Here is a 19,257-nt window from a genome sequence, read left to right on the forward strand (position 1 = left end):
CCACTCAGGCTAAACTCGCCACAGCGTCCCCCGGCCCGCCCTGAGTGTGCAATGAACCACCCCCACGAAATCCGCCCTGACCTGGACGAAGGCATCGACCGCAAGGTGCTGGCGACATTGCGTGCGCGCTTCATGCACATCAACCAGTGCCGGCGAGAGCGCGCCATGGAAGGCCTGTCGAGCCGCCAGCAACTGGTCCTGACCCTGCTGCCGCTGCTGTTCCACGTCAACCACCCGCTGCTACCGGGTTACGTTTCCGGTGCCACGCCAGCTGGGGTGGCGGGGTTCGAGCCGGATGCCGAACAGGTCGCCGATGCCCAGCGCCTGGCTCGCTCGTTCGCCTACAAGGCACGCCATGGCAATCCGCCACGCCCGATCCACGGCCTGTTCCTGATGGGTAGCCTCGGTTCGCTGGCCCAGGCCGAACAGAGCGACATGGACCTATGGGTGTGCCATGCCCCCGGCCTGGCCGAAGCCGAGCGCGATGAGTTGCGGCGCAAATGCCAGCTGCTGGAAGCCTGGGCGGCAAGCCAGGGTGCCGAGGCGCACTTCTTCCTGATCGACCCGCAAAACTTCGCCCAGGGCCAGCGCGACAGCCAGCTCAGCTCCGATGACTGCGGCACCACCCAGCACTTCCTGCTGCTCGACGAGTTCTATCGCACCGCCATCTGGCTCGCCGGGCGCACGCCGCTGTGGTGGTTGGTGCCGGTCTATGAAGAGCACAACTATCAGGGTTATACCGAGACCCTGCTGTCCAAGCGCTTCATCCGCAACCAGGACGCCCTCGACCTTGGCAGCCTTGCACAGATTCCGCCCGGCGAGTACGTCGGCGCCGGGCTGTGGCAGCTGTTCAAGGGCATCGACTCGCCCTACAAGTCTTTACTCAAGCTGCTGCTGACCGAGGTTTACGCCAGTGAGCACCCGACCGTGCGCTGCCTGAGCCTGGACTACAAGCAGGCGGTATTCGCCAATCATCTCAACCTCGATGAACTCGACCCCTATGTGATGGTGTACCGGCGTATCGAGCGCTATCTGCAGCAACGCGGCGAAACCGCACGGCTCGAACTGGTCCGGCGCAGCCTGTACCTGAAGGTCAACAAGAAGCTGAGCGGCCTGGACCGTACCCGCAGCAGCGGCTGGCAGCGCCAACTTTTGCAGCGGCTGACCGATGAGTGGGGATGGGACGAACGCCAGCTGGCCATGCTCGACAGCCGCAGCCAGTGGAAGGTACGCCAGGTTGCCGTCGAACGTCGTGAACTGGTTGCAGAGCTCAACCATAGCTATCGCTTTCTCGGGCAGTTCGCGCAAAGCCAGGACGCCAACAGCCGCGCCGACCAGCGCGACCTGAATGTGCTGGGCCGGCGCCTGTACGCCGCCTTCGAACGCCGCGCCGGCAAGATCGAAGTGATCAACCCGGGTATTGCCCCGGACATCGCCGAAGACACCTTGACGCTGGTCCAGTCGCCAAACCGCAAGGAGCCTGGCAGCCATCACTGGGGGCTTTACAACGGTAACCTGGGGGTGCACGAGTGGGAGCATTTCAGCCCGATCAAGCGCTGCCGCGAACTGCTCGAACTGCTGACCTGGGCCCACCGCAACGGCGTCATCGACAGCAGCACGCGCCTGGCCTTGCACCCAGGTGACAGCGACCTCAGCGAGTTCGAGCTTTTCAACCTGCTGGGCAGCCTGCAGCAGAGCATCCCGCTGCCGCTGGACAGCGTCAGCGAAGAGCGCCTGCTGCAACCCAGCGTGGCTGACGAGATCCTGCTGCTGGTCAACGTCGGCGTCGACCCGCTGCGCCAACATCGCGACCTGAACATCCTGATGACCACCGAGCGTACCGACTCGTTGAGCTATGCGGGTGTGCGCGAGAACCTGGTGCTGACCCTCGACCAGATCACCCGCAACAGCTGGAACGAAGTGCTGGTGCAGCGCTACGACGGTGAACACGCGTTGCTGCGCTGCCTGCGTGACTTCCTCAACAGCCTCGGCCAGCGCAGCCAGCGCCCGCAGGTCAAGGTGCGCTGCTTCTGCCACAACCGCGCCCAGGCCATTAGCCAGCGGGTGGAAGAAATCTTCGACACGGCACAACGGCTGCTCGACCAGGGCCTGAATCACCGTTACCTGTTGCAGGTAGCGCAGTACACCCATGTGCTTGAATTGTTGCCCGGCCAGGTCAGCCTGGCGACCATGGCCGAGCATGACGCCGTGCTCGATCACCTCGGCGAAGTGCGCAGCCGCTACAGCCCGTTGCACCTGGATGGCAATGCGCTGCAGGACTACGACCTGCCTCTGCTGCTGGAGCAAGGTCAGCGCAATTGCATCCAGGTGTTCTACCGCCTGCTCGACGGCTGGGCCGACCTGTACGTGCTGGATGAGAACAACGCCCTGTGGCAGCAACGCCTGCCGCTGTTTGATGAAAGCCATCTGCTGCTGCCGTTGCAGCGCTTTCTGCGCTCGGTGGTGGTGCGCCATGATGCCCGCCTCCCGCTCGACCATCTGCAGCAGGCTTCACTTGGCATCCACTATGCCCAACTGCTGCCCTCCGGGCCGGGCAAGGCGCGCAGCATCGAGCCACGCCCCGCCCCCAGCGCTGGCATCGATCAACCCTATTACGAGGTTCAGGCCATTCTGCAGGCCGGCACGGGGGATGATGTGCATGTGACGCTGTATTGCGACCAGCAGGAGTTTTCCGAACTGGAGCATGGCGACCAGCTATATGCGGTTGTCGCCCGGCAGATCCTCGGCCAGCGCCGCAGTGCCGGGCACTATCGCTGCTACATCACCGACCTGGAGCTTTCGGAACTGCTCGAGGATGAACAGGGTTCGACCAGCCTGTACCTGCGTTACAAGCGCGAGCTGGAACATGCGCTCAATCAGGGGCTGGAGCAGCTCCAGGCTGAACTCGCGCCCTGATCCAGCCACTCTTTCCCTCTGCACGGCGCTACAGACCAGCAGCATGCTTCGCACTCATTCAATGACTGAGGTGCGTCATGAACAAGCAGAACTGGATGGGCAACTTGCCTGAACTGGGCCGCCTGCGCATTGATCAGCTGATCCTGCCCGGCAGCCATGATTCGGGCATGGATAAACAAGCCGACAATATCGTCCCACCGCAAGAAGTGACCCAGGACGTTTCCTGCATCGAGCAGATTCGCGCCGGCATTCGCGTGCTGGACCTTCGTGTACGGGCCAACCGCGAACACACACCCGACTCACCCTATCGGTACAAGCTCTTTCACATGAGCACATCGGGCCGCACCGTGCTCGGCGACATCGTGTCCGAGCTGAATCGTTTCTATGAGGATGCTGCCAACGAACGGGAAATCATCATCCTCGACTTCCATCAATTCGATAACTTCAGCGCCCAGGAGCACGCGTGGTTGCTGGCGATGCTGGACAAGTACATGGGGCAGCGCATCATCCCCTATGACTTGCACACGCTGACCTTGGATCAACTGTGGAATGACCACCCAGGCAAAACCGTGGTCATCGCCTACAACAATCACGCCGCAGGCAGCCACTGGGATGGCGTGGAACAGGTATGGATGGGCGAAAACACACCGTCTACAGAAGAGCTGAAAGCGTTCATGGACCAGCGAAGGCAAGCCTACAAGCCGGACGGCAAACTACGCTCGATCCAGTGCGCGAAGTACAACAAGGTGGTGTTCACGCCTGACGATTTCAGCGACAAGATCGATGAGTGGTTCGACTCGAAAGACCTGGACAGCTATATCCAGGGCTTTTACATCATCAATACCGATTGGTCGCTGCGCAGCCGCATCGTCGACAACTGCATTCACGCCTGCCAGCTCAAGGCGCAGAACACACCCTGAAAGACCGTGCGGGGTTCAGAGGTCGAAATCGCCAGCCGCTTCTGGCTGGTACTCGACTTCCAGCAGCTTCAGCTTCAGGGTCTTGCCCCCCGGTGCCGGCCAGTCGATCTGCTCTCCCACCGACAAACCCAGCAGCGCACAGCCGATCGGCGCGAGGATCGAGACCTTGCCCTCACCACCCGCATCTTTCGGATAGACCAGGGTCAGGTGGTAATCCTTGCCACTGGCTTGCTCGCGGCAATGTACGCGCGAGTTCATGGTCACCACACCGGCGGGCACCTCATCATGGCCGACCACCTGCCCGGCACGGTCCAGCTCCTCCTGCAAGGCGAGCACACCCGGGGTAGTTTCGTCGAGGCTGTCGATCAGGCGCTCGAGACGCTGTACGTCCAGTCGGGTGAGGATGAGGGAAGGCTTGGTGCTCATGATCCAGTCTGACTCCTTTGAACAGGCGGTTTCCTGCAGGCAGATAAAGCAAAACCCCGCCCAAGGGCGGGGTTTGTGAATGCTTTTGCGTCACCGACGCACAACCCGACACTACCACAGCGGGGCAAATACTCAAGCCCGTGCGCGCAGGGCCTCCGCTTCGCGGCAGATCTGCCGGCGCCGTTCGTCGTCAGCCGAGCGCCACTCGCGGATGTGCTCGACATGCCGGTGGCAGCCGGTGCACACCCGCTGCTCATCCAGCCGGCAGACGCTGATGCAGGGTGACGGTACTGCCGGGCTGACGTTGCTGTACAGCGGCTTGGACGGCCGCGCCTGGCTGGTCATGTCAGATCTCGTCGAAGTCCAGCTTCTCGCCGGCCCGCTCCCAGACGATGCGTTCGAGCATTTCGCCAAGCAGCTCTTCGCTCTTCTCGCACACCCACTTGCTGGTCTCTTCGTCATAGTCGAAGTGGAAGCCACCGGAACGGTCGGCCAGCCACAGCTGGCGCAGCGGCTCCTGGCGGCTGAAGATCAGCTGGGCGCCGCCTTCGAACTTGACGGTCAGCACGCCGCCGGAATTTTCCATGTCCAGGTCCAGGCCGCTCTCGTCGAACAGGTCTTCCAGGGCCTGTTGGGTCGCGTCGACCAGATCATGGAAACGCGCTTCGCTCAAACTCATTGCAGGAACCTCGAAATTGGCTGCTTTACGGGCAAGCCCGGCAAGATACGGGCGCCGGGCCATGAATGCAAAGGTTTAGCCGCTCTCGGCACTGGCCCCATAACCGGCGGCGAGAGCACCTAAGCATAGCCCGCCCGACGGACCGGCTCTTGCATAGGCAATCCGCCGGTCGCTCGGTATACTCGGGCGCAATACTGCATATTTCAAAGGATTTCACCCATGAAGCGCCTGATTTCCTCGCTCGCGGCGCTGGTCGCGGTTGCCTGCCTCGTTTCGGCCTGCGGTCAGAAGGGGCCCCTGTACCTGCCAGAAGACGGCAAGGACGGCAAAGGCCCGAAAAAGTCGCACCAGCACCAGCACGCTCCTGCGGTCCAGCCGCAAGAAGAGCAGCCAATCCAGCCCGAGCAGACGCCTGCGCAGTAAGGAAATCAGATGAACGCTTTCAACTACCGCGACGGTGAACTGTTCGCGGAAGGCGTGGCCCTTTCGGCTATCGCCGAACGTTTTGGCACCCCCACCTACGTCTACTCGCGCGCTCACATCGAAGCCCAGTACCGCAGCTACACCGATGCCCTGCAAGGTACCGAGCACCTGGTCTGCTTCGCCGTCAAGGCCAACTCCAACCTCGGCGTGCTGAACGTCCTGGCGCGCCTGGGCGCGGGCTTCGACATCGTTTCCGGCGGTGAGCTGGAGCGTGTGCTGGCCGCTGGCGGGCGCGCCGATCGCGTGGTCTTCTCCGGGGTTGGCAAAACCCGCGAAGACATGCGCCGCGCCCTGGAAGTCGGCGTCCATTGCTTCAACGTCGAATCCACCGACGAGCTCGAGCGCCTGCAAGTGGTGGCAGCCGAAATGGGCAAAATTGCCCCGATCTCGCTGCGCGTGAACCCGGACGTCGATGCCGGCACCCACCCGTATATCTCCACCGGCCTCAAAGAGAACAAGTTCGGCATCGCCATCGCCGACGCCGAAGCCATCTACGTGCGAGCCGCGCAACTGCCGAACCTGGACGTGGTGGGTGTCGACTGCCACATCGGCTCGCAGCTGACCACCGTCGACCCGTTCCTCGATGCCCTCGACCGCCTGCTGGCCCTGGTCGATCGCCTGGCCGAGTGCGGCATCCACTTGCGCCACCTGGACCTGGGCGGCGGCGTTGGCGTGCGCTATCGCGACGAAGAGCCGCCGCTGGTGGCCGACTACATCAAAGCCATCCGTGAGCGCGTCGGCACCCGTGACCTGGCCCTGGTATTCGAACCAGGCCGCTACATCGTGGCCAACGCCGGTGCCCTGCTGACCCGCGTGGAATACCTCAAGCACACCGAACACAAGGACTTCGCCATCATCGATGCGGCGATGAACGACCTGATCCGCCCAGCCCTGTACCAGGCCTGGATGGGTGTCAGCGCGGTCACGCCTCGTGCCGGCGAAGGCCGTGCCTACGACCTGGTCGGGCCTATCTGCGAAACCGGCGACTTCCTCGCCAAGGACCGCGTGCTGAACCTGGCCGAAGGTGACCTGCTGGCCGTGCAGTCGGCGGGCGCCTATGGTTTCGTCATGAGCTCCAACTACAACACCCGTGGGCGTTGCGCGGAAATCCTGGTCGACGGCGACCAGGCTTTCGAAGTTCGCCGCCGCGAGACCATCGCCGAATTGTACGCTGGCGAAAGCCTGCTGCCGGAGTGACCCCATGCTGCTGCGCTTTACCAAGATGCATGGGCTGGGCAATGACTTCATGGTCCTCGACCTGGTCAGCCAGCACGCGCACATCCAGCCCAAGCATGCCAAGCAATGGGGTGACCGCCACACCGGTATCGGCTTCGACCAGCTGCTGATCGTCGAGGCGCCGAGCAACCCGGAAGTGGACTTCCGCTATCGCATCTTCAATGCCGACGGTTCCGAGGTCGAGCAGTGCGGCAACGGCGCGCGCTGCTTCGCCCGCTTCGTGCTGGACAAGCGCCTGACCGCGAAGAAGCGCATCCGCGTGGAAACCAAGGGTGGCATCATCGAGCTGGACGTGCAGAACGACGGCCAGGTGTGTGTCGACATGGGCCCGCCGCGTTTCGTCCCGGCAGAAATCCCGTTCATTGCCGACGAGCAGGCGTTGAACTACCCACTGGAAGTCGACGGCCAGGTGCATTCGATTGCCGCCGTGTCCATGGGCAACCCGCATGCCGTGCTGCGCGTCGATGACGTGCACACTGCGCCGGTACATGAGCTGGGCCCGAAAATCGAAAACCACCCGCGCTTCCCGCAGCGAGTGAATGCCGGTTTTCTCCAGGTCATCGACCGCCATCGCGCCAACCTGCGGGTATGGGAACGTGGCGCCGGCGAGACCCAGGCCTGCGGCACCGGCGCGTGCGCCGCTGCCGTGGCCGCCATCAGCCAGGGCTGGATGGACTCTCCGGTGACCCTCGACCTGCCGGGTGGCCGCCTGCACATCGAATGGGCCGGCCCCGGCAAGCCCGTGTTGATGACCGGCCCAGCCGTACGCGTCTTCGAAGGACAGGTTCGTCTCTAAGCGAGTAACCGCCATGACCGATCAGCCAGTACCCCAGCAGCCCGATGAGCTCGATGCCGAAGCGGTGGTCGCCTACCTGCGCGCCCACCCCACCTTCTTCGCCGAGCACGACGAACTGCTGATCGAGCAACGCATCCCCCACCAGCGCGGCGACAGCGTGTCGCTGGTGGAGCGCCAGCTCAAGCTGCTGCGCGACCGCAACATCGAGATGCGCCATCGCCTGTCGCAACTGATGGACGTGGCCCGTGACAACGACCGGCTGTTCGACAAGACGCGCCGGCTGATCCTCGACCTGCTCGATGCTGGCAGCCTGGAAGAAGTGGTGATGGCCGTCGAAGACAGCCTTCGCCAGGAATTCCAGGTGCCTTTCGTCAGCCTGATCCTGTTCGGCGACAACGCAGCGCCTGTTGGCCGCTGGGTCAGCAATGCCGAAGCCCAGCAAGCCATTGGCGGCCTGCTAGGCGGCGGCAAGACCGTCAGCGGCAACCTGCGCGAGCACGAACTGGCCTTCCTGTTTGGCAAAGAGCAGCAGCAGGAAGTCGGCTCCAGTGCCGTTGCAGCCCTCGAATACCAGGGGCTGCATGGCGTGCTGGCAATCGGCAGCCGCGACCCGCAGCACTACAAGAGCAGCGTCGGCACCTTGTTCCTCGGCTACATCGCCGAAGTGCTCGGCCGCGTGGTGCCACGCGTGACCCAGACCCTGCGTCCGGTGCGCTGATGGAACGCCAGCTGGAGGCTTATTGCGCACACCTGCGCAACGAGCGCCAGGTATCGGAACACACCCTGCTGGCCTACCGCCGCGACCTCGACAAGGTCATCGAATACTGCAACAGCCAGGGCATCGCCGGATGGGGCGCGCTGCAGATCCAGCAGCTGCGCCAGCTGATCGCTCGCCAGCACCACCAAGGGCAGTCCTCGCGCAGCCTGGCGCGGCTGCTGTCAGCGGTGCGCGGCCTGTACCGCTACCTCAACCGCGAAGGCCTGTGCCAGCACGACCCGGCCACCGGCCTGAGTGCGCCCAAGGGCGAGCGCCGGTTGCCCAAGGTGCTGGACACCGACCGCGCCCTGCAACTGCTCGAGGGTGGTGTTGACGACGACTTCATCGCCCGCCGCGACCAAGCCATCCTCGAACTGTTCTATTCCTCCGGCCTGCGCCTGTCCGAGCTGAACAACCTCGACCTCGAACAGCTCGACCTGGCCGCGGGCCTGGTGCAGGTGCTCGGCAAGGGCAGCAAGACCCGCGTGCTACCGGTTGGCCGCAAGGCCCGTGAGGCCTTGCAGGCCTGGTTCAAGCTGCGCGGCATCGGCGGCCCACGTGACAGCGCGGTGTTCATCACCCGCCAGGGCAACCGCATGAGCCCGCGGGCTATCCAGATGCGGGTCAAGGCAGCCGGCGAGCGTGAACTGGGCCAGCACCTGCACCCGCACATGCTTCGCCATTCCTTCGCCAGCCATGTGCTGGAATCGTCCCAGGACCTGCGGGCGGTGCAGGAAATGCTCGGCCATGCCGACATCAGCACCACGCAGATCTACACCCACCTGGACTTCCAGCACCTGGCCGCGGTGTACGACAGCGCCCACCCTCGGGCCAAACGCAGCAAAGGCACAGACTCATGAGCATCAAGCTGATTACCTTCGACCTCGACGACACCCTGTGGGACACCGCGCCCGTGATTGCCAGCGCCGAGGTCGTGCTGCGCGACTGGCTCGAAGCCAACGCCCCCATCCTCGGCGGCGTGCCGGTTGAACACCTGTTCGCCATCCGCGAACGGCTGGTGCAGGCCGAACCGGGTCTCAAGCACCGCATCAGTGCCCTGCGCCGCCGTGTGCTGTTCCACGCCCTCGAGGAAGTCGGCTACAGCGACAAGCAGGCACAGGAGCTGGCCAACGAAGGCTTCGAAGTGTTCCTGCACGCCCGCCACCAGATCGAAGTGTTCCCCGAGGTGCAGCCGGTGCTGGAGATCCTGCGCCATCACTACATCCTGGGCGTGGTCACCAACGGCAACGCCGACGTAAGCCGCCTGGGGCTGGCGGACTACTTCCGCTTTGCCCTGTGCGCGGAGGACCTGGGCATCGGCAAGCCCGACCCGGCGCCATTCATGGAGGCCCTCAAGCGCGGCGACGTTGAAGCCGGTGCAGCGGTGCATGTCGGTGATCACCCGGGCGACGACATCGCCGGGGCCCAGCGCGCCGGGCTGCGTGCGGTGTGGTTCAACCCGCAGGGCAAGGCCTGGGCTGGCGACCGAGCGCCAGATGCAGAGATTCAACGCCTCTCTCAGCTGCCCGACATTCTGACCCGCTGGCGCTGACTGTGTAGGAGCGGCCTTGCGTCGCGAAAGCGCCGCACAGCGGCGCCAGCAATTGATACACACCACCAATGCCAGGGGCGGCTCCGCCACCCTTTCGCGACGCAAGGCCGCTCCTACAGGGACCGCGCCAACCTGAACGGGCACAAAAAAGCCCGCAGCGACGGCGGGCTCATTTGTATTCAGCCACTCAGATAGGGCGGCTGCCGTACTTGTTGTCCGGCTTCTTGGGCGGGTCGGCGACCACGTTGGCCTCGACTTCCTGCACCTTGCCACCGCGCGAAAGGAACTCTTCCATCGCCTTGGCCAGGGCATCACGCTCCTTCTGCTTGGCTTCCATGCTCGGCATCTCGTCTACCGAGATAGCGGCCTTGGATTTACCCTTGGCAGCCGGTGCCGGGCTGCTGTCGTCATCGCCAGCATCTTCCGCACCATCGTCAGCCGCCGCTTCGAGGCCCTCATCAGCCTCGTCTTCGTCGCCTACTTCGAGGTCATCATTTTCCAGATCGTCGTCGCTCATGTTCTACCTCATGACTTGCGAAAAGCAGGTTAGTTATAGACCAGTGCAGCCGTAGACCGGCAGGCACCAGTGAAAATTCAACTGGCCGTGGGTTAGGCCACTGCCCTTGGGTCAGCGCTCCTGATGGGAGGCGGCACCCAGCAAGCCCTGCTCCTGGCAGGACCTGACAAATCCTTGACCCCTGCTGGCCACACGCTACTGGCAAGCCTAGCAAAGGCTGGTAAAGCGTGTGGACTACTCGTCAAACACCCTTTGGCGCGCATTCTAGCGCGCCCGTGGAAAAAGCAAAGCACCATAAACGCCCTGTAGCTTGTAAGTTTTTGGCCTACGTCGCGAACGTGAGTGATAAACCGTTTGCACTGCGGGAAATGGCAAAAAACAGGCAAAAAAATGCCCGGCGAACCGGGCAAGTTTTTCCAGCGTCGCAGTTACAGGTTGTAGCCGCGTTCGTTGTGCTGAGCCAGGTCGAGGCCGACCGACTCTTCTTCTTCGTTGACCCGCAGGCCCATCACCACATCCAGCACCTTGAGGATCACGTAGGTGACGATGGCGGTGTAGGCCACGGTGAAGATCACGCCTTTGGCCTGGATCCAGACCTGGGCACCAATGTCGGTTACCGCGCCGAAGCCGCCCAGGGCCGGTGCTGCGAACACGCCGGTGAGCATGGCACCGATGATGCCGCCAACACCGTGCACGCCAAAGGCGTCGAGGGAGTCGTCATAACCCAGCTTGCGCTTGAGGGTGGTGGCGCAGAAGTAGCAGATCACGCCCGAGACCAGGCCGATCACCAGGGCGCCCATCGGGCCCACGGTGCCAGCGGCCGGCGTAATGGCGACCAGGCCGGCGACCACACCCGAGGCAATGCCCAGGGCGCTTGGTTTGCCGTGGAAGATCCACTCGGCGAACATCCAGCCCAGTGCAGCGGCGGCGGTGGCGATCTGGGTCACCAGCATGGCCATGCCCGCAGTGCCGTTGGCCGCAGCGGCGGAGCCAGCGTTGAAGCCGAACCAGCCGATCCACAGCATGGCCGCGCCCATCAGGGTGTAGCCCAGGTTGTGAGGGGCCATCGGGGTAGTCGGGTAGCCTTTGCGCTTGCCCAGTACCAGGCAGCAGACCAGGCCAGCGATACCGGCGTTGATATGCACCACGGTGCCGCCAGCGAAGTCGAGTACGCCCCAGTCCCACATCAGCGCGCCGTCACCGCTCCAGACCATGTGCGCGATCGGTGCATAGACCAGGGTGAACCAGATGCCCATGAACACCAGCATCGCCGAGAACTTCATGCGTTCGGCAAAGGCACCGACGATCAGCGCCGGGGTGATGATGGCGAAGGTCATCTGGAAGGTGATGAACACGGCTTCTGGGAACAGTGCGGTAGCCGAGGTCAGGTTCGCTGGCGTGACGCCGCTGAGGAACGCCTTGGAGAACCCGCCGACGAAGGAATTGAAGTTGAGCACGCCCTTTTCCATACCGGCGGTATCGAAGGCCATGCTGTAGCCATAAATGACCCAGAGAATGCTGATCAGGCCAGTGATTGCAAAGCACTGCATCATCACCGACAGCACGTTCTTGGAACGCACCATGCCGCCGTAGAACAAGGCCAGACCCGGAATGGTCATGAACAGCACCAGCGCTGTCGAGGTGAGCATCCAGGCGGTGTCGCCGGAGTTCAGCGCTGGGGCAGCTGCTTCCTCTGCCAGGGCCAGCCCGGGCATTACGAGGGACAATAGGGCTCCTAGCCCTGCGATCTTACGCAGAGTCATGTTGTTTTCTCCTGGGGCGTTGGGTTTGGTGAGGCTTTTTTTCGGCGCTTAGATCGCGTCGGTATCGGTTTCGCCGGTACGGATGCGGATCGCCTGCTCCAGATTCACCACGAAGATCTTGCCGTCACCGATCTTGCCGGTGTTGGCCGCCTTGGTGATGGCTTCGATCACTCGATCAAGGTCCTTGTCGTCGATGGCGACGTCGATCTTCACTTTGGGCAGGAAGTCGACCACGTACTCCGCGCCGCGATACAGCTCGGTGTGGCCCTTCTGCCGGCCGAAACCTTTGACTTCCGTGACGGTAATGCCCTGCACGCCGATTTCCGACAGCGACTCGCGCACGTCGTCCAGCTTGAACGGCTTGATGATGGCTGTGACTAGCTTCATGAAACTCTCTCCCGATTTGGTGGACTTGCCCCAGGAAAACAAACCCGTCTCAAGTCTAAGCGCAGCGGTTGGCTTTGTAACGCGTCGTCGGCATCCGGCTCCGCGTGCGCACTGCCTGGTCACAAGGAACTGCATCAGTGCATGGCTCGTACAGGTCTTTGCAGAAACCTTGCCAGTTCCGTTAAACCACCGGAAAACAGCGAGTTATGTGAATTAGTCAGGATTGGCCAGTCGCCAGCATGGCAAACGTGCACAACTTCGGTGCGCAGCGACCTGCAGCGCTGCTCGAAAAATGTGCAACTGCCTGAGGGCAAGGGTGCAGCGTTGCCCCGTGCTACACTGCGAGCCATTTCTCAGTATCAGTGGACAGCCCGACATGCTCGCGCCCAAAGCCCTTCTCGACGCCCTGAGCGACCAGGCCTCGCGCCTGTTCAGCAGCGATACCGCCCAGCCCCGCGCCGAACTGGAAAGCCAGTTCAAGGTGCTGATGCAAGGCGCCTTCAGCAAGCTGGACCTGGTCAGCCGCGAAGAATTCGACAGCCAGATGGTCGTGCTGGCGCGCACCCGTGCCCGCCTCGAGGCCCTGGAGAAGCACGTCGCCGAGCTGGAAGCCCGGATGGCGCCAGCTGCGCAGGAATAACAATCGATAAGGCGCCTCACCATGAAAGTCAGTGCCCGTAACGTCTTTGAAGGTACCGTCAGCGCCGTGCAGCCCGGCGCGGTGAATGCCGAGGTCGAACTGACCCTGGCTGGCGGCGAGAAGCTGGTGGCGGTGGTCACTATGGCCAGCCTGCACAACCTCAACATCAATGTCGGCAAACAGGCCGTGGCCCTGGTCAAGGCACCATGGGTAGTGCTGATGACCGATGCCGACGGCTACCGGCTCTCTGCCCGCAACGCCCTGGAAGGTGAAGTGGTACGGGTAGGCGACGGCGCTGTGAACGCCGAAGTGGTACTCAAGCTGGCGGGCGGCACCGAGGTGTTCTCCATTGTCACCCGCGAAGCCGTGCAGGAACTTGGCCTGGCCCCCGGCGTGCAAGCCACCGCGCTGATCAAGGCGTCGCACATCATCCTCGGCGCCAAGCCATAACAAAGCCGGGGCCGCCTGGCGGCCCCGGCTTCGATCAGGCCGAAGCCCTGTGCTGGCCGGCGGCTTTGGGTGGCAGTTCACTGGCATGCAGGTCGCCGCGGAACAACGCAGCCCCGCACACGGTGAACAGCGTTTTCACACGGCTGTGCGAGTTGCGGATCTCGGCCTGTATTTCTTCGATGAGCGGATCGCTCGGCTGCAGTGCAACGGCGTGGTTGGCCCATTCGATTGCCGCGAAGCGGCTCTGCTTGCGCGTGCCGCAACCCTGCATCCAGGCCAGCCCGAGTTCTGCACAGGCGCGCGCTGCAATCCAGGCGTCGGGATGCTCGGCCAGCCCCAGCAGATAATCGACCGCCTCGACACGCTCCCGCGCATCACCGTATTGGCGTAGCAGGATGCCTAGCTGCAACTGCGCCTTGGCATGGAGTTGCCGATGGCTCAGTGCATCAAGCAATAGCCGCTTGACCGCCAGCGCCGCCTTTGGGTCTTCCAGCCCTTGCGGGTGGCTCATCCGCTGGCAAGCCAGGTCGAATTTGGCCAGTGGGTGGCCGGACTCTGCCGCCCGCAGCAACCAGTGCTCGGCAGCCTTGCCACTCAGATATTGCTCGGGGGTGTCGGCCAGCCAGCCACGATGCAGGTCGTAGAGTGCGAGGGCGGCATCCGGCAGTTTCAACTCTGCGCAGGCTTGATACAGGAAGTGCGCAGCCTCATGCAGCTTGGCGGCCCACAGCAGGCGCGGTACATCGAGCACATCGAAGCCCTGCCCTTCCCACCCGCACTGGCGCTTGACCGCCAAGCGCAACCACGTGCTTGCCTGCTCGGCAGATTGCCCGAAGCCCCACAACCCGAACTGATGCCCCGCAGCCCGCAGGGCACAGGCCGCTGCCTGCCGACGGTCGTCGCACAGCCGCTCGATCACGGTGCGCAATACCTGCGAATCGTCCTCAGCCTCGTGGAACAGCACCAGGCATACAAGGCTGTGGAAGGGCTCGCCAATGGCCGGGACGAAGCCGTGGTCAGGGTATAGCGCGACACTCTCGACAAAGTCGCGCATCGCGCCGGCGTAATCCTGCATCGAATAGCGCCGCAGGGCGCCACGCCGGGCCAGCAGCATTGCGCGCTCCTTGGGCCTGAGTTCGCGTTGGGCCCATTGGGCAAAGGTTCTGTGCCAGGTCGCCACCTGTAGCTGTTGCCTGGCCTGCGGCAGCCAGATGCTGTCTTCCAGGGCCCGCCAGCGGATCGCATTGCGCAGTGCTTCAGGCCAGCCTTGGCACAGCGGGCCGCAGGCCAATGCGTCGACCGCCTCATCGCTGCCGCCCCAACGTGGGGTCAGGTAAGTGGCATAAGCCTCAATGGCTTCAAAGCAGCCTGGGAACCACGCCAGTGCATGGCGCAGCCAGTAGTCCCGGGCACTTTCGCCTTGCTCATGCAAACGCGCGCCTAAACCTGCAGGCAATGTTTGCGGCAATTCCAGCAAGGGGGTCAGGCCGTATTTGACCAACAGCGGCGCAGCCGCCTCCTGCACCTCCACGTCCGCATGCGCACTGGGCCGGTAGCGCGCCACTTGGCCAGCGAACAATTCGACCAACCAGCCGGGCTCGCGCAGGTACGCGCTGATGTGCAGCATGCCGATCACAGCGGCAACCGGTTGCGCGCTGCGTTGCATGGCCTGCAGGAAATGCGCAGCGCCCTTCTCGCAAGCCTGTTCGGCAGCCAGGCAGCGCTCTTCGGACACCTCATCAGGGCCAGCCTGCCCGCGGATCTGGCAGGCGTGGCTGAAGCAGTGAAAGCCCATTACCACCTGTGGGTGATAAGCCTTGGGGCAGCTATCGATCCAGGCCTTGAGGGTTTGCGTCAGGGCCTTGCCGCCCTGGGAGTCGCAATCCAGCATGTAGCCTTGCACAGCCTCCAGATAGGCGGGGCACTCACCGAGGGGCGCCTGCCGCCACTGCGCCTGGAGCGCATCGAAGAAGCGGTTGAGTTCAGCGTATTCGTTGGCCTGCACCCGTTCTCGGATCTGCTGGCGGGTGCGAATGAGCGTTTGCACGGGCAGTACCTTAAGTCCATTTTCAGGGTCGCGTTGCCATCCAATGGCAACAGCAGTCGCTCATGAACACTAAGCCATAGGCGGGATCTTCGCAAAGAATTGGATCCAGTATTTGTCAGATTGTGTGGAAAAGCAGGGAAAACGCCTGCCCTGCAAAAGGAAGTCGCATTCTTGTTGCGCGAGTTCTTTGCAAACACTCTAGGCTTCGACGAGCCGCAGGAAGCGGCTTTTCCATGTCGTGACCAACGGAGTGTCCATGTCCCTCGCCCTCGTCCACAGCCGCGCCCAGGTCGGCGTTCAGGCCCCGGCTGTCAGCGTCGAAACGCACCTGGCCAACGGCCTGCCCCATCTCACCCTGGTCGGTTTGCCGGAAACCACGGTCAAGGAGAGCAAGGACCGTGTGCGCAGTGCCATCGTCAATTCCGGGCTGAATTACCCCCAACGGCGCATCACCCAGAACCTCGCACCGGCCGACCTGCCCAAGGACGGCGGGCGTTATGACCTGGCCATCGCATTGGGCATCCTGGCCGCCGACGGCCAAGTGCCGATAGCGGCGTTGAGCGACCTGGAGTGCCTGGGTGAACTGGCACTGTCGGGCAACCTGCGCCCAGTGCAGGGTGTATTGCCGGCAGCGCTGGCGGCACGCGAGGCGGGCCGGACGCTGGTGGTGCCGCGGGAGAATGCCGAAGAAGCCAGCCTGGCCGGCGGGCTGGTGGTGTATGCGGTGGGGCATCTGCTGGAGCTGGTGGCGCACCTCAACGGGCAGGTACCGCTGCCACCGTTCGCCGCCAATGGCCTGGTCCTGCAGCAACATCCTTACCCGGACCTCAGCGAAGTCCAGGGCCAGGTCGCGGCCAAGCGGGCATTGCTGCTGGCCGCAGCCGGGGCGCATAACCTGTTGTTCACCGGCCCGCCCGGCACGGGCAAGACCTTGCTCGCCAGCCGCCTCCCCGGACTGCTGCCGCCACTGGATGAACACGAGGCGCTGGAGGTGGCGGCGATCCAGTCGGTCAGTGGCCACGCGCCGCTTAGCAGTTGGCCGCAGCGGCCATTTCGCCATCCGCACCATTCGGCCTCGGGGCCCGCGCTGGTTGGCGGCGGCAGCCGGCCGCAACCTGGCGAGATCACCCTGGCGCACCATGGCGTGCTGTTTCTCGACGAGCTCCCAGAGTTTGAACGGCGCGTGCTGGAGGTGCTGCGCGAGCCGCTGGAATCGGGCGAGATCGTGATTGCACGGGCGCGCGACAAGGTGCGTTTCCCGGCACGCTTCCAGCTGGTAGCGGCGATGAACCCGTGCCCTTGCGGCTACCTGGGTGACCCCACCGGCCGCTGCCGCTGCAGTACCGAACAGATCGCACGGTATCGCAACAAGCTGTCAGGCCCGTTGCTGGACCGCATCGACTTGCACCTGACCGTGGCCCGCGAGACCACCACGCTCAACAACCAACCGAGCGGCGAAACCAGCACCGGTGTGGCAGCCAGGGTGGCCGAGGCCCGTGAAGTACAGCAGCGACGGCAAGGCTGTGCCAATGCGTTTCTGAACCTGGAGGGGCTGCGTCGTCATTGTCAGCTGGCAGCGGCGGACCAGGCCTGGCTGGAGACTGCCTGTGAACGGCTGAGCCTTTCTTTGCGGGCAGCGCATCGGCTGCTGAAAGTTGCACGTACATTGGCGGATCTGGAAGGTAGTCAGGTGATCGGCAAAAGCCATCTGGCCGAGGCATTGCAGTACCGGCCAGGGAGCAGTTAGATCTTTGGGGCCGCTTTGCGACCCCAAAATCCATCAGGAAAACGTGCCCCGACCGATCAACCCCGAGACCGAATACGCCCCTGGCCCGGTCAGCGCCAGTCCGCCATAAAGCGCCACCAGCAACCATGCAAACTGCCCCTGTTCCAGCGACCAGTCCGGATGCACCACCAGCAGCGCCACCAGCAACACCGCCAGCACCGGCAGGCAGGCCAGGCGCGCTGCGATACCCAGCACCAGCAACACGGGGCAAACCACCTCGGCAAACACGGCCAGGCCCAAGGTCAGCGACGCCCCAAGGCCAAAAGGATCTTCGATGCGCTGCAACTCCCCGCTCCAGTCCAGCAGCTTGGGCAAGCCGTGAATGAAAAACAGCAGCAGCGCAGCCATCACCCGCATGAACAGCAGGCCGCTGGCGGTCAGGGCCGGCGATGGTAGGTCGAGAAAGGTGTTCAGGCGTGGCATGGGAAAGGTCTCGCAATTCGATCAACCCAGCGAGCATCGCTCGAACGCGCAGCAATTGATTGATCAGGTGTGCTCATTCACCCGCTAGCGCTTCTTCGACCACCTTGAGCAGTACCTCTTCGGGAAACGGCTTGCCCAGACAAGCCCGTGCGCCATTGCGCAGTGCCGCCTGCAGCGCACCTTCGTCCCAATGCGCCGACATGCAGATCACCGGCAAGCGCCAACCCCTGCGCGCCAGCTCGCGCTGCACGTCCAGCCCACTCATGCCCGGCATTTTCAGATCGAGCAGAACGCAGCCTGCCTCGCGCGCCAGCTCCGAAGCCAGAAACACTTCCCCCGTGGCAAACGCCAGGCTGCCGAAGCCCGCCGAACGCAGCAGGTTGGCCAGGCTTTTGCGCACCGAAGCATCGTCATCGACGATGCACACCGCTCTGCTCATGCGCCAGACCGAGCCTCGATGACGTTGTGCATCGCCACCAGCTCCAGCAGTGAGCGTGACTGCATCTTGTTCATGATGTTCTTCTTGTGCACCTTGGTGGTCACCTCACTGGTGCCGATTTCCTTGGCGATCTGCTTGTGTGACAGGCCGCCGACCACCAGCGTGAACACCTGACGTTCGCGCTGGGTCAGGCGCTGGTATTTTTCCTCGACCTGCCGCGCATGGTGCCATTTGCGCCCCTCGGTCACGGCGCGTGCGCGTACCGCTACAAGCAGTGCCAGCAGCTGATCTTCGTCGAAAGGCTTGGTCAAAAACTCCACGGCACCCGCGCGCATCGCCTGGACTGTCATGGGGATGGTGCCGAAGCCGGTCATGAACACGATTGGCCAAGGCAGCGCCAATCGCCCCAGCGCAGCCTGCACCTCAAGGCCGCTGGTTTCTGGCAGGTGCATGTCCAGCAGCAGGCAGGCGCAGGGCGTTTCCAGCCGAGCGTCGAACAGCTCTTCGGCACTGGCGAACAACCGGTGGGGAATGTCCTGCGAACGCAGCAAACGGCCCAGTGCCTTGCGCACCGATGGGTCGTCGTCCACCACCAGCACTGGCACGTTCGCACCGTCATCGAGCGGCTCTGTGGCACCGGCCACGGCGCAAAGCGCAGATGGCCCCAACGCCAGGCAAGGCACGTCGATACTGACGTCGGCCGCCAGGCGATAACCCCGACGCGGTACAGTCTGGATCAGCCCGCGGTCGCCGAAGGCCTTGCGCAGCAGCGACACCTGCACCTGCAGGTTGTTGTCCTCGACCACCGTGCCGGCCCACACCTGGCTGAACAGCTCGTCCTTGCCGACCACCCGGCCCTTGGCCCTGATCAGCGTGGCCAGCACCTCGAACGCCCGCCCGCCCAACGGGATCGGCTTGCCGTCAAGAAAGGCTTCTCGCCGCTCCAGCGACACCTGGGCATTGCCTATTCGGATCATGGTTTCCTCGCGCGGGCATGGGCGATTGCGCAGCCTCGGGCAGCCTAGGCCAGCGAGCGCGAT

21 protein-coding genes are annotated in these 19,257 nt (G+C 63.6%); 11 read left to right on the top strand and 10 right to left on the bottom strand.

What is annotated here, in order from left to right; genetic code table 11:
• Positions 1 to 51: 51 nt before the first annotated feature.
• Together APH27_RS14065 and APH27_RS14070 are read left to right on the top strand one after the other, a co-directional pair.
• Positions 52 to 2,916 (top strand): class I adenylate cyclase, encoded by a 2,865-nt coding sequence (locus tag APH27_RS14065; RefSeq protein ID WP_060485138.1) that lies wholly within the window; start codon positions 52 to 54, stop codon positions 2,914 to 2,916.
• A gap of 77 nt (positions 2,917 to 2,993) precedes the next feature.
• Positions 2,994 to 3,836, top strand: a complete 843-nt coding sequence (locus APH27_RS14070) for a hypothetical protein (protein WP_027916962.1) — start codon at positions 2,994 to 2,996, stop codon at positions 3,834 to 3,836.
• A gap of 15 nt (positions 3,837 to 3,851) precedes the next feature.
• On the opposite strand, the gene rnk is transcribed toward APH27_RS14070, so the two are convergent.
• From rnk to cyaY, 3 genes are all read right to left on the bottom strand, one after another.
• The gene (gene rnk / locus APH27_RS14075) at positions 3,852 to 4,262 is read right to left on the bottom strand and encodes a nucleoside diphosphate kinase regulator (protein WP_027916963.1); all 411 of its coding nucleotides are present in this window, start codon (positions 4,260 to 4,262) and stop codon (positions 3,852 to 3,854) included.
• A gap of 132 nt (positions 4,263 to 4,394) precedes the next feature.
• Positions 4,395 to 4,607: a DUF1289 domain-containing protein gene (locus APH27_RS14080; protein WP_027916964.1), complete on the bottom strand. Its 213-nt coding sequence runs from the start codon at positions 4,605 to 4,607 to the stop codon at positions 4,395 to 4,397.
• Between the two features lies 1 nt (position 4,608).
• On the bottom strand, positions 4,609 to 4,941 hold the full coding sequence (gene cyaY / locus APH27_RS14085) for an iron donor protein CyaY (RefSeq protein WP_027916965.1): 333 nt from the start codon (positions 4,939 to 4,941) through the stop codon (positions 4,609 to 4,611).
• A gap of 219 nt (positions 4,942 to 5,160) precedes the next feature.
• Here cyaY and APH27_RS14090 point away from each other — a divergent pair, with 219 nt between their 5' ends.
• The 6 genes from APH27_RS14090 to APH27_RS14115 are packed head-to-tail and all read left to right on the top strand — an operon-like array spanning position 5,161 to position 9,765.
• On the top strand, positions 5,161 to 5,364 hold the full coding sequence (locus tag APH27_RS14090) for a lipoprotein (RefSeq protein WP_033695922.1): 204 nt from the start codon (positions 5,161 to 5,163) through the stop codon (positions 5,362 to 5,364).
• A gap of 9 nt (positions 5,365 to 5,373) precedes the next feature.
• Positions 5,374 to 6,621, top strand: a complete 1,248-nt coding sequence (gene lysA, locus APH27_RS14095; RefSeq protein ID WP_027916966.1) for a diaminopimelate decarboxylase — start codon at positions 5,374 to 5,376, stop codon at positions 6,619 to 6,621.
• Positions 6,622 to 6,625: 4 nt separating this feature from the next.
• Positions 6,626 to 7,456: a diaminopimelate epimerase gene (dapF, locus tag APH27_RS14100; RefSeq protein WP_027916967.1), complete on the top strand. Its 831-nt coding sequence runs from the start codon at positions 6,626 to 6,628 to the stop codon at positions 7,454 to 7,456.
• Positions 7,457 to 7,469: 13 nt separating this feature from the next.
• Positions 7,470 to 8,174, top strand: a complete 705-nt coding sequence (locus APH27_RS14105; RefSeq protein ID WP_027916968.1) for a DUF484 family protein — start codon at positions 7,470 to 7,472, stop codon at positions 8,172 to 8,174.
• On the top strand, positions 8,174 to 9,073 hold the full coding sequence (gene xerC / locus APH27_RS14110) for a tyrosine recombinase XerC (RefSeq protein WP_027916969.1): 900 nt from the start codon (positions 8,174 to 8,176) through the stop codon (positions 9,071 to 9,073). Before APH27_RS14105 ends, xerC begins: the two co-directional genes overlap by 1 nt.
• Complete coding sequence (locus APH27_RS14115; RefSeq protein ID WP_027916970.1) at positions 9,070 to 9,765, top strand: HAD family hydrolase; 696 nt, start codon at positions 9,070 to 9,072, stop codon at positions 9,763 to 9,765. Before xerC ends, APH27_RS14115 begins: the two co-directional genes overlap by 4 nt.
• Positions 9,766 to 9,952: 187 nt before the next feature.
• Here the strand turns inward: APH27_RS14115 and sutA are convergent, their stop codons facing one another.
• The 3 genes from sutA to glnK form a co-directional block, all read right to left on the bottom strand.
• On the bottom strand, positions 9,953 to 10,282 hold the full coding sequence (gene sutA, locus APH27_RS14120; protein WP_027916971.1) for a transcriptional regulator SutA: 330 nt from the start codon (positions 10,280 to 10,282) through the stop codon (positions 9,953 to 9,955).
• 428 nt (positions 10,283 to 10,710) lie between these two features.
• Positions 10,711 to 12,045 carry an ammonium transporter gene (locus APH27_RS14125; RefSeq protein WP_027916972.1) on the bottom strand — a complete coding sequence of 445 codons (1,335 nt, stop codon included), beginning with the start codon at positions 12,043 to 12,045 and terminating at the stop codon, positions 10,711 to 10,713.
• Between the two features lie 48 nt (positions 12,046 to 12,093).
• Entirely contained in the window at positions 12,094 to 12,432 is a 339-nt protein-coding gene (glnK, locus tag APH27_RS14130) for a P-II family nitrogen regulator (RefSeq protein ID WP_002555808.1), read from the bottom strand.
• A 376-nt stretch (positions 12,433 to 12,808) separates the two neighbouring features.
• On the opposite strand from glnK, the gene APH27_RS14135 reads away from it, so the two are divergent.
• Both APH27_RS14135 and APH27_RS14140 read left to right on the top strand, forming a co-directional pair.
• A complete protein-coding gene (locus APH27_RS14135) occupies positions 12,809 to 13,072 on the top strand; it encodes an accessory factor UbiK family protein (RefSeq protein WP_027916973.1) in 264 nt (87 codons plus the stop codon).
• Positions 13,073 to 13,093: 21 nt separating this feature from the next.
• A complete protein-coding gene (locus APH27_RS14140) occupies positions 13,094 to 13,522 on the top strand; it encodes a molybdopterin-binding protein (protein WP_060485139.1) in 429 nt (142 codons plus the stop codon).
• A 34-nt stretch (positions 13,523 to 13,556) separates the two neighbouring features.
• On the opposite strand, the gene APH27_RS14145 is transcribed toward APH27_RS14140, so the two are convergent.
• On the bottom strand, positions 13,557 to 15,569 hold the full coding sequence (locus APH27_RS14145) for a DUF4034 domain-containing protein (protein WP_060485140.1): 2,013 nt from the start codon (positions 15,567 to 15,569) through the stop codon (positions 13,557 to 13,559).
• Between the two features lie 256 nt (positions 15,570 to 15,825).
• Between APH27_RS14145 and APH27_RS14150 the strand changes: the two genes are divergently transcribed.
• A complete protein-coding gene (locus APH27_RS14150) occupies positions 15,826 to 17,316 on the top strand; it encodes a YifB family Mg chelatase-like AAA ATPase (protein WP_060485141.1) in 1,491 nt (496 codons plus the stop codon).
• 33 nt (positions 17,317 to 17,349) lie between these two features.
• Here the strand turns inward: APH27_RS14150 and APH27_RS14155 are convergent, their stop codons facing one another.
• From APH27_RS14155 to APH27_RS14165, 3 genes are all read right to left on the bottom strand, one after another.
• Positions 17,350 to 17,778 (bottom strand): DoxX family protein, encoded by a 429-nt coding sequence (locus tag APH27_RS14155; protein WP_060485142.1) that lies wholly within the window; start codon positions 17,776 to 17,778, stop codon positions 17,350 to 17,352.
• Positions 17,779 to 17,851: 73 nt separating this feature from the next.
• Positions 17,852 to 18,217 (bottom strand): response regulator transcription factor, encoded by a 366-nt coding sequence (locus tag APH27_RS14160; RefSeq protein ID WP_177326665.1) that lies wholly within the window; start codon positions 18,215 to 18,217, stop codon positions 17,852 to 17,854.
• Positions 18,214 to 19,194 carry a response regulator gene (locus APH27_RS14165; protein WP_027916979.1) on the bottom strand — a complete coding sequence of 327 codons (981 nt, stop codon included), beginning with the start codon at positions 19,192 to 19,194 and terminating at the stop codon, positions 18,214 to 18,216. Before APH27_RS14165 ends, APH27_RS14160 begins: the two co-directional genes overlap by 4 nt.
• Positions 19,195 to 19,257: the final 63 nt, after the last annotated feature.

Origin of the sequence: Pseudomonas sp. NBRC 111123 (assembly GCF_001320205.1) — a bacterium.
Classification (GTDB): domain Bacteria; phylum Pseudomonadota; class Gammaproteobacteria; order Pseudomonadales; family Pseudomonadaceae; genus Aquipseudomonas; species Aquipseudomonas putida_J.